The following is a 14,342-nucleotide window of genomic DNA, read 5'->3' on the forward strand; positions in this document are numbered from 1 at the left end:
TCAGGAGACGGGAGTCGCCGTCGCGGCCTGCGCGTCGACGATGCCCTTGCCGTACATGAGGCTGGACCCGCCGCGGGTGCCGAGCACGGGGTGGCGCGCGGTGGTGAGGATCGCGTCCTCGACACCGACCATGGGCCGGCCCTGGCCGTAGAGCAGGGCCGCGACGCCGGCGACGTGCGGGGTCGCCATCGAGGTACCCGCGTACGCGTCGTAGTCCGCGCCGCCGCACTCCGCGGTCCCGGTACCGCGCGGGACGGTGGAGATGATGTCGTCCTCGCAGGGGCCACCGAGCGGGCTGCCGGCGCCACCCGGGGCGGCCACGGCCTTCCCGCTGAGCTTGATCGGCGTCTCGGAGTAGTAGGCCTTCATCTCGTCGCGGTCCGTCGCCCCCACGCAGATCGAGTCGCTGTTGAAGGCGGGGTCGTTGCACAGCAGCGTGGAGGAGTTGCCGGCCGCCGCGACGGTCAGGGCGCCCTTGTCCCGGGCGTACTGGATGGCGTCGATGGTGGTCGTGTCCAGCCCCAGCGCCCCGATGAGCTGCAGACCCGGCAGGCTGCCGAGGCTGAGGTTGATGACGTCCGCGCCGTTGTCGGCCGCCCAGCGGATGCCCTCGGCGATGTCGGCATTGGTGCCCGAGCCGTCCTCGAGCACCTTGATCGGCATGATGTTGGCGTCCGGGGCGACGCCCGCGACGCCGATCCCGTTGTCGGCGACGGCCGCGACCGTGCCGGCGACGTGGGTGCCGTGGGAGTCGACGTCCTGGCCGACCCCGTCGACGCCCTTCCACCCGCCGTCCCCGCAGGAGCCCTCGTGGCCCTCCTCGCAGACGAAGGTCGCGCCCGGCACGAGCTGGCCGGCCAGGTCGGGGTGACCGAGGTCGACGCCGGTGTCGACGACCGCGACGGTCGCGCCCTCACCGGTCGTGGCCCCCCACGACTCCTCGGCGTTGATCTGGTCCAGGCCCCACAGGTCGGGGCGAAGGGGGTCGCTGGTCGCCGCTCCGGCGCCTCCGGCGGTCGCCACGAGGCCGACCGCACAGGCGGCTGCCGCCAGGGGGGCAGTCCATCGAATGCTGCGCTGCATCAGGAAATCCTCCGTCGGGGAACATGGCGGAGAGGACCTCCGCCGATGACTACCCGAAGGTAACAATGCGGCGCGGATCATGCAGTGCGAGAGGCGCGAGCCTCGTCACACCGGCGGGATGTCCCGGCGGCGGGTGGAGAAGGTGCGCTCGCGGCCGCGCGCGTGCCGCAACCGGGTGAGCAGCTCGTCGCGCAGACCGTCCGGCTCGATCACCTGGTCGAGGACGAGGTCGGCCGCCAGGCGCTCGAGGTCGACGTCCTCCTCGTACTCGGCGCGGGCCCGGGCGATGAACTCGTCGCGGGCGGCCTCCCCGTGCTCGGCCTCGACCTGGGCAATCTTGTTGGCGTAGACGGCGTTGACGGCGGCCTCCGGACCCATGACCGCGATGCGCGCGGTCGGCAGGGCGATGGTCGCGTCGGGCGCGAAACCGGGTCCGCCCATGGCGTAGAGGCCGGCGCCGTAGGCCTTGCGGATGACGACGCAGAACTGCGGCACCGTCGCCGAGGAGACGGCCGAGACCATCTTCGCGCCGTGGCGGATGATGCCCCCGCGCTCGACCTCGGAGCCGATCATGAAGCCGGGGACGTCGGCCAGGTAGATCAACGGGATCGAGTAGGCGTCGCACAGCCAGATGAAGCGCGAGGCCTTGTCGGCGCTGTCGGTGAAGAGCACGCCGCCCTTGGCCATCGAGTTGTTGGCGACGATGCCGACGGTCTCCCCCGCCATGCGGCCGAGGCCGACGACGAGCTCCGGGGCGAAGAGCGACTTGACCTCGAAGAAGGAGTCGTCGTCGACGAGACCGTCGATGACGTCGTGGACGTCGAAGGGCTGCGACTCGCGCTCCGGGATGGTCTCCTGCGTCAGCTGCCTCGCCGGGGCCTCCGGCGCGTACGACGGGAGCTCGCTGTGCCAGTTGAGCGGCAGGTAGCTCAGCCAGATCCGGGCCGTCTCGATGGCCTCGGCGTCGTCGGCGACGAGGACGTCACCGACACCGCTGACGGTGCAGTGCATGCGGGCGCCGCCCATGTCCTCCAGCGAGACCTTCTCCCCCACGACCATCTCGGCCATGCGGGGGCTGCCGAGGTACATCGACGCATTGCCCTCGACCATGATCACCAGGTCGGTGAAGGAGGGGATGTATGCGCCACCGGCCGCGCTCGGGCCGAAGAGGCAGCACACCTGCGGCACCTTGCCGGAGAGGGCCACCTGGTTGTGGAAGATGTGCCCGGCGCCGCGCCGGCCGGGGAACATCTCGACCTGGTCGGTGATGCGGGCACCGGCGGAGTCGACGAGCCAGAAGACGGGCAGCTCCTCGCGCAGCGCCATCTCGGTCGCGCGCACGATCTTCTCGACGGTGCGCGCACCCCACGAGCCGGCCTTGACGGTCGGGTCGTTGGCGATGACGATCACCGGCCGCTCGTCGACGAGACCGCGTCCGGTGACGACGCCGTCGGCGGGCAGGCCCGCGGCGAGGGCGTTCGCGTAGCGGCCGTCCTCGACGAAGGACCCCTCGTCGACGAGCAGCGCGATGCGGTCGCGGACGTAGAGCTTGTTCTGCGACTCGAGCTTGGCCGCGGCCTTCGCCGAGGGACGCTCCGAGGCCTCGTGGGCCTCGGCGATGCGACGGCGGACGTCCTCGACCTTGGGGTCGAGCGGGTACGGGGTGGACATGTCGCTCCCTTCGCTCAGGCCGGGAGGCCGAGGTGGCGGGCGATGACCATGCGCTGGACCTCGGAGGTGCCCTCACCGATCTCCAGGATCTTGGCATCGCGGTAGAAGCGCGCCACGGGGTACTCCTCCATGAAGCCGTTGCCGCCGAAGATCTGGGTGGCGATGCGGGTGGCGCCGACGGCGGCCTCGGAGCTGTAGAGCTTCGCGATGGCGGCGGCCTTGGCGACCTCCTTGGTCGAGCGCAGGCCGCGGTCGGCCTGGTCCTTCAGCCACGCGGCCTTGTAGGTGAGCACGCGCGAGGTCTCGGCCATGACGGCCAGGTCGGACACCTGGAAGGAGACGCCCTGGTTGGCACCGATCGGACGGCCGAAGGAGGTGCGGGTGCCCGCGTACTCCGTGGACAGCTCGAGCATCCGCTGCGTCAGGCCCGTCGCGAGGGCGGCGATGGCGATCCGGCCGTCGTCGAGCGTCTTGAGGAACTGGCGGAAGCCCTTGCCCTCCTCGCCGACGAGGTTGCCCACGGGCACGCGGCAGTCCGAGAAGCTCAGGCCGTGCGTGTCGGAGATGTGCCAGCCGAGCTTGTCGTAGGGCTCCTCGACGGTGAAGCCGGGGGTGCCGCTCGGCACGATGATCGCCGAGATCTGCGCGCGGCCGTCCTCGCTCGTCCCGGTCCGGGCGGTCACGGTGACGAGGGAGGTGATGTCGGTGCCGGAGTTGGTGATGAAGGACTTGGCGCCGTTGATGACCCACTCGTCCCCGTCCCGCTTGGCAGTCGTGCGCGTGCCACCCGCGTCGGATCCGGCGTCCGGCTCGGTCAGGCCGAAGCCGGCGAGCGCGCGACCGGCGACGAGGTCGGGCACCCACTGGTCCCGCTGGTCGTCGTCGCCGAAGGAGAGAATCGGGTTGATGCCCAGGCCCACGCCCGCGGACAGCGTGATGCCGATGGACTGGTCGACGCGCCCCAGCTCCTCGATGGCCACGCACAGGGCCGTGAAGTCGGACTGGACGACGCCGTCGACCGTCTCGGCGGACCCGCCCCAGCGCTCGGGGACGACGAGGCCGAAGAAGCCCATCTCGCCCATCTTCCGCACCACCTCCAGCGGGAGGTGGTGGTCCTTGTCCCACTGCGCGACGTGCGGCTCGACCTCGCCCTCGGCGAAGTCGCGCACGGCGGCGCGGAAGTCCTCGTGGTCCTGCGAGAGCTCGAACATGCTCACCCTTCCCTGCGCCGCGGCGACGTCGCCGGTGCGCCAGTGCTTGACGTTGACGTCAACGTAAAGCATGCTACGGCGCATGACAAGTCCGACGAAGGGGGCGCGACGCCCGGGGCCGAGCGGGTCCCCGGACGGGACCGACGCCGTCGACCCTGCCGAGCGGACGTGGACCATCCGGGAGATCGCCGACGAGTTCGGCATCACCACCCGCACGGTGCGCCACTACGAGGACATCGGCCTGCTCTCCCCCGAGCGGGTCGGCACGACGCGCATCTTCCACCGCCGCGAGCGCACCCGGCTGTCGTTGATCATGCGCGGGCGGCGGCTCGGCTTCCCGCTCGACGAGATCGCCACCATCGTCAACCTCTACGACGTCCCGCGCGGCAAGCGCAGCCAGCTGGAGTACGTGCTGGGGCAGATCGACGAGCGCCGGGAGGACCTCGAGCAGCGACGCCGTGACATCGAGGACGCACTGACCGAGCTGAGCACCTTCGAGCAGCGCTGTCAGGACGAGCTCGACGCCCTCTGAGCGAGCATCGTCCTCTGCACCCGGCGCCCCTGCGCGACGACGGGTACGGGAGCCAGGCCGACCCGCGCAGGAGCGAGGGCCGCAGTCCTGACCTAGGATCATCGCGACACCGGTTGACATTCGCTAAAGCAAATATCTACGTTTGCTTTAGCAAACACCGCACCGTCCTCAGGGGAAAGACACGATGCACACCTCCACCGCTCCCGTCCGAGCGCTCCTGGGCGCTGGCCTGGCCGGCGTCGTCGCGTTCACCGGCGCCGTGGCCACAGCGGCCACGGCCGACACGCAGACCGGGACCACCGCCACGAGCGCCACCGAGGAGCCGGGTGAGCTGCTGCTGATGCTCGACGCGTCCGGGTCGATGAAGGAGTCCGACCCTGCCGGCGGGACCAAGATGCAGGCAGCGAAGACGGCCCTGACCGGCGTGGTGGAGTCGCTGCCGAGCGACACCAACGTCGGCCTGCGCGTCTACGGCGCCACCGAGGAGGGCGGCAAGCCCACCAAGGCCGCCTGCAACGACACCCAGCTCGCCGTCCCGATCGGCCCCCTGGACAAGCCCGCCCTCACGCGGGCCATCAAAGGCTTCGAGGCCAAGGGCGAGACGCCCATCGCCCACTCCCTGACCAAGGCCATGGACGACCTGGGCGACACCGGCAAGCGCAACATCGTCCTCGTCTCCGACGGCGAAGAGTCCTGCGTGCCCGACCCCTGCCCCGTCGTGAAAGACCTCGTCCAGGACGGCGTCGACCTGCGTATCGACACCGTCGGCTTCGGCGTCGAGGACACCGCCCGTGAGCAGCTGCAGTGCATCGCCGAGACCGGCGGCGGCACCTACTACGACGCCGCCGACGCCGACGAGCTCGCCAACAGCCTGAACAAGATCTCCACCCGCGCCGTGCGCGACTTCGGCTTCACCGGTCAGCCCGTCACCGGCACCGACCTCGCCGAGAACGAACAGGCACCCGCTGACCTGCCCACCCTCACCCCCGGCCTCTGGACCGACGAGCTGACCGCCAGCGAGGACTCCTGGCGCGCGTACACCATCGAACGCACCCAGAAGCAGTCCACCCTCCATGTCTCCGTCACCACCAAACCGAAGACGTACTACAACCGCGAGGAGGACGACGCCGACCTCGAGAACCTCTACCTGACGATCCTCGCCCCCGACGGCACGGAGTGTGCTGACGAGTTCGGAATCGTCGGAGACTTCCACGGGTTCAAGCGGATCGTCACCGTCACCGGGCACGTGCTCGGCCAGTCACCCGAGGAGGAACCCGCCAGCGAGTCCTGCCGGGCGATGGGCACCTTCACCGCCTTGGTCCACCGAGAGGGAGCGCAGCAGACCACACCGACGGAGATCCAGGTCATCGAGGAACCCAGGGTCACCAACCTGCCCGAGCTGCCGGACGCCGCCGGCGACCTGCCGGAGGCGAAGGACCTGACGGCGGGTGAGGCGCAACCGATCGCCGGTGGTCTGTCCTTCTCCGACGCCCCCGCGATCACCGAAGGCACCTGGGTCGACACCCTCGTCCCCGGGGAGACCCTCGTCTACCGGGTCAAGGTCGACTACGGCCAGACCGCCCGATTCACCACCCACGGCCCCACCGGCGGCTTCCGATTCCCCGCGGACATCGGCCGCACCAACTACCTGCTCATCGATGGGGAGGCCTTCTCCCCGGACCGGCAGAAAGTGGACGAGAGTGTGCGCGCTCCGGGTCAGTTCAATCCTGCGTACTCGTCCCCCGGGTCGGTGCGCACCGCGAACGTCCGGTACAAGAACCGCTACGCGAACACCTCGACCGTCGACGCCACCCCCGCGGCCAGCATGAGCGGGTGGTACTACTACGCGCTCGGGGTCAGCACCAAGGAGGTCGGCGAGGACCTGGCGGGTCAGCCGATCAAGGTCGCCTTCACCGTCGACCTCGAGGGCAAGCCCACCAACCTCGTCGAGTACGCCAGCGAGGACGAGACGAGCGCCGAAGCCACGGACAAGAAGCAGGCGGACGACTCCGGCGACACCGGTAGCAAGGAGGCCGGTGCGGCCGCCGCAGCCACGAGCGACGAAGGGGGCTCCCCCCTTCCGTGGGTCGGTGGCGGTCTGCTCGCCGCGATCGTCCTCGGCGCCGGCGCGTGGTTCGGCCTGCGCCGCAAGGGTGCCGGGGCTCAGGAGTCCGCGCGCTCCCAGGAGTAGCCACCGTCGTCGGCCTGCTGGCAGACGACCTCGACCCCGTCCGAGGTCGTCTCACGCAGGCCCACGTCGCTGAACTCGCACGGCTGCCCGACGCGGCCGACCACGGTGCCCACCTCGACGGAACCGGTCGTCGACGTCGGCGTCGGCTCGGGCTGCTCCGCGGGTGACGAGGAGCTGCTGCTCGGGCTCGGACCATCCGTGCTCGGCGAGCTCGATGCGGGTGGACTGGTCGCGGTGTCGCCGCCCCCCGGGTCGCGGTCGGTCAGGGACGTCCACGCGAGCACGACGGCCACCAGCACCACCGCGACGGTCACGGCACCGGTCGACAGCAGTCCCGCGCGCCTGCGCCGGGGCGGGCTCCCTGACCCGGGCCCGGGTGCGGACTCAGGCCCCGACACGACCACGGTCGGCGGCTCGAGGGGCTCGGTGTCGCCGGCGGAGGTGTCGAAGACCTGCTGCAGCACCTCGACATCACCGGCCGCGCCGGACGTCCACGCCAGCCCGGGTTCCTGCAGGCGGGCCATCGTGGCCGCAGCGTCGGGGCGGTCGGCCGGGTCATCGGCCAAGAGGTCAGCGGTCAGGCTCCACAGCGACTCCGACACGTCGCGGGGCCGATCGAGGGTCAGCGGGTCCCCCTCGGGCGGCAGCGCCGTGAGCATGAACCGCGCGAGCGCACCGACCGCGTACAGGTCACTGGCCGTCGTCAGCTCCCCCCGGCGCTGCTCGGGGGCCATGTAGCCGGGCGTGCCGATCGCGACATTCGTCTCCGTCAGGCGTGGACCGTCCAGCTCCACCGCGATGCCGAAGTCGGTCAGGTAGACGTGCGGCCGGTCCGAACCGGTGGCGGCGAGCAGCACGTTGGCCGGCTTGACGTCGCGGTGGACGATCCGCGAGGCGTGCACCGCCGAGAGCCCGTCGAGCAGCTGTCGCAACACCTCCGCGACGAAGGGGGCCGGGAGCGGGCCGTGGTCACCGACCAGTGTGGCGACGGAGCCCCCGTCGACGACCGGCATGGTGAACAACACCCGGTCGTCCTCCCCCGCCCACCCGAGTGGGGTGACCACGTGGGAGTGCTGGACGCGGAAGGCGGTCTCGCGCACGAAGCGCAGGAGCGAGGCCGCGTCGGACTGGCGCAGGACCTTGGCCGCGACCACCGAGTCGGTGCGCCGGTCGTGGACCAGCCACACCGAGCCCATGCCGCCCTGCCCGATGAGGTCGAGCAGCTCGTAGCGTCCGGCGAAGACCTCACCCACGCGCGCCCTCGGCGGCCTTGCGCAGCAGGGAGGACAGTCGCGGGTGGTGCGCCGCGAGCAGGTCGGCGGCACCGCGCAGGTCGGCGGGATCGGCTGCCTCCCGCAGCCCGGCGAGCGCGGCCACCTCGGTGTCGCTCGTCGTCCGGGTGGTCGCATACGTGCCCTGCACATCGTGCACCGCCTCGATCCGGGCGGCGAGCTCCTGGGCAGTCAGCCCCGGCGCCTCGTCCACCAGCTCCAGCAGGGCGTACAGACGCTGGACGACGGCGGGGTTGCCGATCTTCGTCCGGCGGCCGGAGAGCAGCTGCGAGAGCATCGGTGCCGAGAGCCCCAGCGTCTGGGCCAGTCGGCCCTGCGTCAGGCCCAACGCACCCATGACCCGGTCCGCGAGGTCGCGCAGCGGCTCGCCGTACAGCTCGCGCTGCTGGGCCAGGTTCGCAGTGATGTCACCGGACACGGACGCTCCCTTCGTCCTCGGCATCCTAGACTCCGCCCATGACCCACACCCCGCGCTTCGCCTCCGTCGACGACGTCCGGGAGCGCCTGGCCGCCCACGGCTACCTCGCCTCGGACGCGATCGCGACGACGGTCTTCCTCGCCGACCAGCTGGGCAAGCCGTTGCTCGTCGAGGGTCCTGCGGGCGTCGGCAAGACCGCCCTGTCCGCCGCGGTCGCCGCCGCGACGCAGGGCCAGCTCGTGCGCCTGCAGTGCTACGAGGGCGTCGACGAGGCCCGAGCGCTGTACGAGTGGAACCACGCCAAGCAGCTGCTGCGGATCACGGCCGCCGGCGCGCACCACGACGCGAAGGGGGCGGACGAGGCCGACTGGTCATCGGTCAAGGAGGACATCTTCACCGACGAGTTCCTCCTCTCCCGGCCCCTGCTCACCGCCATCCGCAACGAGCACCCGACCGTGCTGCTCATCGACGAGCTGGACAAGGCCGACGTCGAGATCGAGGGGCTGCTGCTCGAGGTGCTCTCCGACTTCCAGGTGACCGTCCCCGAGCTCGGGACGATCAGGGCGCGGCAGACCCCCTTCGTCGTCCTCACCTCGAACGCCACGCGGGAGCTGTCCGAGGCCCTGCGCCGCCGCTGCCTCTACCTGCACATCGACTACCCCGAGGCCGGGCTCGAGCGGCAGATCGTCGCCCTGACCGTGCCGGACCTCGACGCGACGCTCGGCGACTCGATCGTCCGGCTGGTCGGTGCCCTGCGCGAGATGCGGCTGCGCAAGTCCCCCTCCGTCGCCGAGACCATCGACTGGGCACGCACCCTGCTCAGCCTCGGGGCCTCCGGCGACCTCGACCCGGAGCTCGTGCGCTCGACCCTGGGCGTCGTGCTCAAGCACCGGGAGGACATCGAGCTCGCCGCGCAGAAGCTGGATCTGGACCGTGCCGTCGTCTGATCCCCTCAGCACCCGGCTGGTCGACCTCGGCCGGGCGCTGCGCCACCACGGGGTCAGGGTGGGCACCTCCGAGATCACCGACGCGGCGGCCGCGGCGCGGGTGCTCGGCGTGGACGACCGCGAGCGCCTGCGTGCCGGGACGGCGGCGGCGATGATGCGCCGCTCGGCCGACCGGGTGCTCTTCGACCAGCTCTTCGACATCCACTTCCCCGCAGCCGTCGGGCAGCGCACCGGCGAGGACGATGCCCCCGACCCCACCGACACCGCCGGTGCGCGCGAGCGGGCCGTGGCGATCCGCGACGAGCTCGTGGACGCCCTCGCGCACGCCGACGACGCGGCGCTCGACCGGCTCGCCGCGCGTGCCCTGGCCGAGCTCGGTCGCCTGTCCAACGAGGCGAGCACCGGCGGGTGGTCGGCGCACCAGGCGATCGAGCGCCTCGCGCCGCAGACGGCGGTCGCGGCGGCGCTGCAGCGGGCCCGCGACGCGGGCGACGTCACCGGCGGCTCCGGGGACGGGTCCGGCGGCGGGGCCGGGTCGGGCTCCGGCGGGGCATCGGGCGCGGGCGGCTCGGGCGAAGGGAGTCCCGCCCGCTTCAGCGACCGGTTCGACCGGGACGAGATCCGCACCCGCGTCGGGCACTTCCGCCGTCGGATCGAGACCGAGGCCGCGCGGCGCAACGCCGAGGTCCGCGGGCGGGACCGGATCTCCCGCTACGGAGTCCGGGACCCGTTGGAGCGCAAGGACTTCCTGCTCACCGGCACCACGGAGGCGGCAGAGCTGCAGGCGGCCATCGGGCCGCTCTCGCGCAAGCTCGCGGCCAAGCTCGCCGCCCGGCAGCGCCGCCACTCCCGCGGGGCGATCGACATCCGTCGCACCCTGCGCGCAGCGATGTCGACCGGCGGTGTCCCCATCCGCCCCGCGCACCGTCGCCGCCACCGCAGCCGCGCGGACATCGTCCTGCTGTGCGACATGTCCGGCTCGGTCGCGGGGTTCTCCCGGTTCACGATGATGCTGCTGCAGTCCCTGGCCGGGGTCTTCCGCCGGGTGCGTTTCATCGGCTTCGTCAACACCTGCGACGACATCACCGAGCTCGTCCGCGACAGCCGCATCGGCGAGGACATCCGCGAGCGCGTCTCCCGGGAGGCGACGATGACCCGGTGGCACGGGTCGAGCGACTACGGCGCCGCCTTCGAGGACGCGGTCGCGCACCACATCGACGCCATCGGGCCGCGCTCGACCCTGCTAGTCCTCGGTGACGCCCGCACCAACGGCACCGACCCCAAGGTCGATGCGCTGCGCGAGCTCGTCACCCGCGCGAAGCACGCGATCTGGCTCAACCCCGAGCCGGTCGGGCAGTGGGACACCGGAGACTCGGTGGCCGGGAGGTACGCCGAGGTCATCGACATGCACGAGGTGCGCAACATCGACCAGCTGCGGCAGTTCGTCTCCCGGCTCCCGGTGGGCTGACGCCCCCTTCGCCCCCCAAACGAAGTACTGCAGGCAGTAGCACGTATCGCGTGCAGCAGCTCGAACTACGGCACACGATACGAAGGGCTGCCTGCAGTAGTTCGTATGTGGCGGGCGGATCTCCAGAGGAACTCCAGATCCCGTACGGGCGATCCCCGGATGCCCGCTGCTTGGATTGGGGCATGACCGGATCCGCAGCCCCACAGCGCCTGCTCGTCGTCGAGGACGACCCGACGATCAACGAGGCGCTGACCGACCGCTTCGAGGCGGAGGGTTTCGCGGTGGTGCGCGCGTACGACGGGCCGGAAGCCGTCGCCGCGTACGAGGAGCACTCCCCGGACCTGGTCGTCCTCGACCTGATGCTGCCCGGCTTCGACGGGCTCGAGGTCTGCCGGCGCATCCAGTCCGAGCGGCCGGTGCCGGTCCTCATGCTCACCGCACGCGACGACGAGAGCGACATCATCGTCGGCCTCGGTGTCGGGGCCGACGACTACCTGACCAAGCCCTTCCGGATGCGCGAGGTCGTCGCACGGGTCCGGGCCCTGCTGCGCCGCGTCGACCGCGCCGCCGAGCTGCACCGCGACGGTGCGGACCTCGACCGCACCCTCCGCCACCACGGCCTCGTGCTGGACGCCCGCACCCGCCGGTGCACCGTCGACGGCGAGCCGGTGCACCTGACGCCGACCGAGTTCGACGTCCTCGTGCTGCTCGCCCGCGAGCCCGGGGCGGTGCTGCACCGCGAGCACATCGCCACCGAGCTGTGGGGCTGGGACGACTCCAGCCGCACGCTCGACACGCACGTGAAGTCCCTGCGGACGAAGGTCGGGCACACCCGCATCCGCACGGTGCACGGAGTCGGCTACGCCCTCGACGACGGGCTCGACCGGTGAGCGGCACCGAGCCCCTCGTCGGGCTGGCCTCCATCCGCGCCCGGCTGGCGGTCCTCGTCGGCGCGAGCGTCCTCGTCGCCGCGGTCCTCGGCGCGGTCGGCACCGATGCAGGCCTCCCCCTCTGGCTCGCCCTGCCCGCGACGATCGCCCTCGCGCTCGTGGTCACCCAGTGGCTCGCGAGGGGGATGACGACCCCCCTTCGCCAGATGACCGAGGCGGCCGAGCGGATGGCCCGCGGCGACTACGGCGCCCGGATCACCACGAGGGGCAGCGACGAGGTCGCCGCCCTCGCGCGGGCCTTCACGACGATGGCTCGTGACCTGCAGCAGGCGGAGGAGCACCGTCGCCGGCTCGTCGCCACCGTCGCGCACGAACTACGCACCCCGCTGAGCGCCCAGCGGGCCCTCCTGGAGAACCTCGTCGACGGGGTCACCGCCCCGAGCGACGCGTCGCTCGGCAAGGCACTCGCCCAGTCCGAGCGCCTCAGCTCGCTCGTCGCCGACCTGCTGGACCTGTCCCGTCCTGACGGCGGCGTCCCCCTCTCCCACACCCGGGTCGTCGTCGCCGACCTCGTCGAGTCCGCCGTCGGCGAGGCGTCCCTCCAGAGCCGCGAGGTCACCCTCGTCACCGACGTGCAGCCGGCCGACCTGACCGTCACCGGCGACCGCGCCCGCCTCGCCCAGGTCACCGCCAACCTCCTCGACAACGCCGTGCGCCACAGCCCCTCGGGGGGCACCGTCACGGTCACCGCCCGCGGCGACGACGACCGGTGGTCACTCACCGTCACCGACGAGGGGCCGGGGCTGTCGCCGCAGCGGGCCGAGCGCCTCTTCCACCGCTTCGGTCCCGGCGGGGACGAAGGGGGTGGCACCGGCCTCGGTCTGGCCATCGCCGGATGGGTCGCCGACATGCACGGCGGCGCGATCCGGGCCCTCACCCCGGACGAGCCCGGGGCCCGGCTGCGCATGACGCTGCCCCTCGTGCCCCCCGGACCGAGCGACTCCGGATCGTGGCCCACGGCCACGGCGGCGCAGCCGCTCCGCCCATCACCCACCTCGACCCGCACGGAGCCGACGATGACCACCCCGACACCACCCACCACCACGGCCGCGGAGGCACCCCCTTCGTCCCTGATCGCCCGGTGGTGGCCCGAGCGGGTCACCACCGCCCGGCCGGACCTGCTCCTGGCCGCCCTCGGCGTCGGGATCGTCGCGGCGATCCTGCTGCCGGACACCGCGATCGGTCTCGGGCTCCTCGTCGTCCTCGCCTGCGGCGGCCTGGCGATCTGGCTCGCGTCACCCCTCCGCACGGCGCCGTGGTCGTGGGTCGCGGCGGCGCTGTCACTTCCGCTCGCCGCGACGACCGTGCTGCGCGACAACCCGGGCTTCACCTTCATCGCCGTCGCGGTCGCCGGTGTCCTCGCGGCGACCTCGTGCACCGACGCCCGCACCCTCCCGGGGATCGTGGCCGCGGTCGCGGCCTGGCCGTTCTCGGCGCTGCGCGGCCTCCCCCTGCTCGACCGGACCATCAAGGCGCTGGCCCGTCGGGGGAGGACGTGGTCGGTGCTGCGGACCGCCATCGTCAGCCTCGTGCTGCTCCTTGTCTTCGGAGGGTTGCTCGCCTCCGCCGACGCGGTCCTCGGGTCGTGGGCCTCGGCGCTCGTCCCGGAGCTGAGCGACATGGTCGTCTTCCGGACCTTCACCCTCGTCTTCTTCACCGGCATCACCCTCACCGGGCTGTACCTGTCGATCAACCCGCCCCACGTCGACGGCATCCGGGGCGGCTCGGCACGGATCCCGACGTGGGAGTGGGCGGTCCCCCTCGGCGTCGTCATCGCGATCTTCGTCGCCTTCATCGCCGCGCAGGCGGCCGCCATGTTCGGCGGGCACGACTACGTCCTGCGCACCACGGGGGTCACGTACGCGGAGTCCGCCAGGGAGGGCTTCGGCCAGCTGACCGTCGCCACGGCCCTGGTCCTGCTCCTGGTCGCAGGGGTGCGTGCCTGGGGCCGGGCGGACAGCGACCGCGACCGCCACCTCATGACGACGATGAACGCCATCCTGTGCGTGCTCACCCTCGTCGTCGTCGCCTCGGCCCTGCGACGCATGGCCCTGTACCAGGAGGCCTTCGGGTACACGGTCCTGCGCGTGAGCGTCGACCTCTTCGAGATCTGGCTCGGAGTCGTCGTGCTCGCCGTCCTCGTCTCGCTCTTCACCCCGACCCGCCGGTGGCTCGGCCGCACCGTGCTCGTCAGTGCGGCCCTGGTGACGATCGTGTGGTCGGTGGGCAACACGAGTGCCTGGGTCGCCGAGCACAACATCGAGCGCTGGGCGGCAACCGGGTCCCTCGACGAGCGCTACCTGGCGCAGCTCCCGGCCGATGCCGCGCCGGCCATCCACGAGAGCTCGCTGCCGAGGGAGGTCAAGGCGTGCATCCTCCATGCCTCCCCCACCACCGACGCCTCCGACGACGGCCTGCCGGGGTGGAACGTCGCCCGGGAGCGCGCCGCGGACATCCGGGCGCAGTACCCGGCCCCGAGCACCTGCACCCTCTCGACCGACTGAGTCGGCAGCACTTCGTATCGTCTGCCGCATCACGAGAGGCTGCTGACGATACGAAGTGCTGCCTGCAGTGGTTCG

The 14,342-nt window shown here is 71.9% G+C and carries 11 protein-coding genes; 6 read left to right on the plus strand and 5 right to left on the minus strand.

Translation table 11 applies throughout. The features are described 5' to 3' along the window. From O9K63_RS07820 to O9K63_RS07830, 3 genes are all read right to left on the minus strand, one after another. Entirely contained in the window at positions 1-1,083 is a 1,083-nt protein-coding gene (locus tag O9K63_RS07820; protein WP_277242117.1) for a S8 family serine peptidase, read from the minus strand. Between the two features lie 105 nt (positions 1,084-1,188). Continuing rightward, complete coding sequence (locus tag O9K63_RS07825; protein WP_277242119.1) at positions 1,189-2,754, minus strand: acyl-CoA carboxylase subunit beta; 1,566 nt, start codon at positions 2,752-2,754, stop codon at positions 1,189-1,191. A gap of 14 nt (positions 2,755-2,768) precedes the next feature. Next, a complete protein-coding gene (locus O9K63_RS07830) occupies positions 2,769-3,965 on the minus strand; it encodes an acyl-CoA dehydrogenase family protein (RefSeq protein ID WP_277242287.1) in 1,197 nt (398 codons plus the stop codon). 82 nt (positions 3,966-4,047) lie between these two features. On the opposite strand from O9K63_RS07830, the gene O9K63_RS07835 reads away from it, so the two are divergent. Both O9K63_RS07835 and O9K63_RS07840 read left to right on the plus strand, forming a co-directional pair. Continuing rightward, a complete protein-coding gene (locus O9K63_RS07835) occupies positions 4,048-4,497 on the plus strand; it encodes a MerR family transcriptional regulator (RefSeq protein WP_277242121.1) in 450 nt (149 codons plus the stop codon). A 184-nt stretch (positions 4,498-4,681) separates the two neighbouring features. Continuing rightward, complete coding sequence (locus O9K63_RS07840) at positions 4,682-6,688, plus strand: VWA domain-containing protein (RefSeq protein ID WP_277242123.1); 2,007 nt, start codon at positions 4,682-4,684, stop codon at positions 6,686-6,688. Here the strand turns inward: O9K63_RS07840 and O9K63_RS07845 are convergent. Continuing rightward, a complete protein-coding gene (locus O9K63_RS07845) occupies positions 6,661-7,941 on the minus strand; it encodes a serine/threonine-protein kinase (protein WP_277242125.1) in 1,281 nt (426 codons plus the stop codon). The genes O9K63_RS07840 and O9K63_RS07845 overlap by 28 nt on opposite strands. Continuing rightward, the gene (locus tag O9K63_RS07850) at positions 7,934-8,398 is read right to left on the minus strand and encodes a DNA-binding protein (protein WP_277242127.1); all 465 of its coding nucleotides are present in this window, start codon (positions 8,396-8,398) and stop codon (positions 7,934-7,936) included. The genes O9K63_RS07845 and O9K63_RS07850 overlap by 8 nt, the downstream gene beginning before the upstream one ends. A gap of 38 nt (positions 8,399-8,436) precedes the next feature. Between O9K63_RS07850 and O9K63_RS07855 the strand changes: the two genes are divergently transcribed. The 4 genes from O9K63_RS07855 to O9K63_RS07870 all read left to right on the plus strand — a co-directional run bounded on the left by O9K63_RS07855 (position 8,437) and on the right by O9K63_RS07870 (position 14,267). Then, positions 8,437-9,345, plus strand: coding sequence for an AAA family ATPase (locus O9K63_RS07855; protein ID WP_277242129.1), 909 nt, complete (start codon positions 8,437-8,439; stop codon positions 9,343-9,345). Next, positions 9,332-10,813, plus strand: coding sequence for a VWA domain-containing protein (locus O9K63_RS07860; protein WP_277242131.1), 1,482 nt, complete (start codon positions 9,332-9,334; stop codon positions 10,811-10,813). The genes O9K63_RS07855 and O9K63_RS07860 overlap by 14 nt, the downstream gene beginning before the upstream one ends. Positions 10,814-10,995: 182 nt before the next feature. Then, on the plus strand, positions 10,996-11,703 hold the full coding sequence (locus tag O9K63_RS07865) for a response regulator transcription factor (protein WP_277242133.1): 708 nt from the start codon (positions 10,996-10,998) through the stop codon (positions 11,701-11,703). Then, the gene (locus O9K63_RS07870) at positions 11,700-14,267 is read left to right on the plus strand and encodes a DUF4153 domain-containing protein (protein ID WP_277242135.1); all 2,568 of its coding nucleotides are present in this window, start codon (positions 11,700-11,702) and stop codon (positions 14,265-14,267) included. The genes O9K63_RS07865 and O9K63_RS07870 overlap by 4 nt, the downstream gene beginning before the upstream one ends. The last annotated feature ends 75 nt before the right edge of the window (positions 14,268-14,342 follow it).

It is taken from the genome of Janibacter cremeus (assembly GCF_029395675.1).
Classification (GTDB): Bacteria; Actinomycetota; Actinomycetes; order Actinomycetales; family Dermatophilaceae; genus Janibacter; species Janibacter cremeus_A.

Coding starts and splice junctions, on each gene's coding strand:
- O9K63_RS07820 (WP_277242117.1), bottom strand. CDS start 1,083: ATGCAGCGCAGCATTCGATGGACTGCCCCCCTGGCGGCAGCCGCCTGT.
- O9K63_RS07825 (WP_277242119.1), bottom strand. CDS start 2,754: ATGTCCACCCCGTACCCGCTCGACCCCAAGGTCGAGGACGTCCGCCGT.
- O9K63_RS07830 (WP_277242287.1), bottom strand. CDS start 3,965: ATGTTCGAGCTCTCGCAGGACCACGAGGACTTCCGCGCCGCCGTGCGC.
- O9K63_RS07835 (WP_277242121.1), top strand. CDS start 4,048: ATGACAAGTCCGACGAAGGGGGCGCGACGCCCGGGGCCGAGCGGGTCC.
- O9K63_RS07840 (WP_277242123.1), top strand. CDS start 4,682: ATGCACACCTCCACCGCTCCCGTCCGAGCGCTCCTGGGCGCTGGCCTG.
- O9K63_RS07855 (WP_277242129.1), top strand. CDS start 8,437: ATGACCCACACCCCGCGCTTCGCCTCCGTCGACGACGTCCGGGAGCGC.
- O9K63_RS07865 (WP_277242133.1), top strand. CDS start 10,996: ATGACCGGATCCGCAGCCCCACAGCGCCTGCTCGTCGTCGAGGACGAC.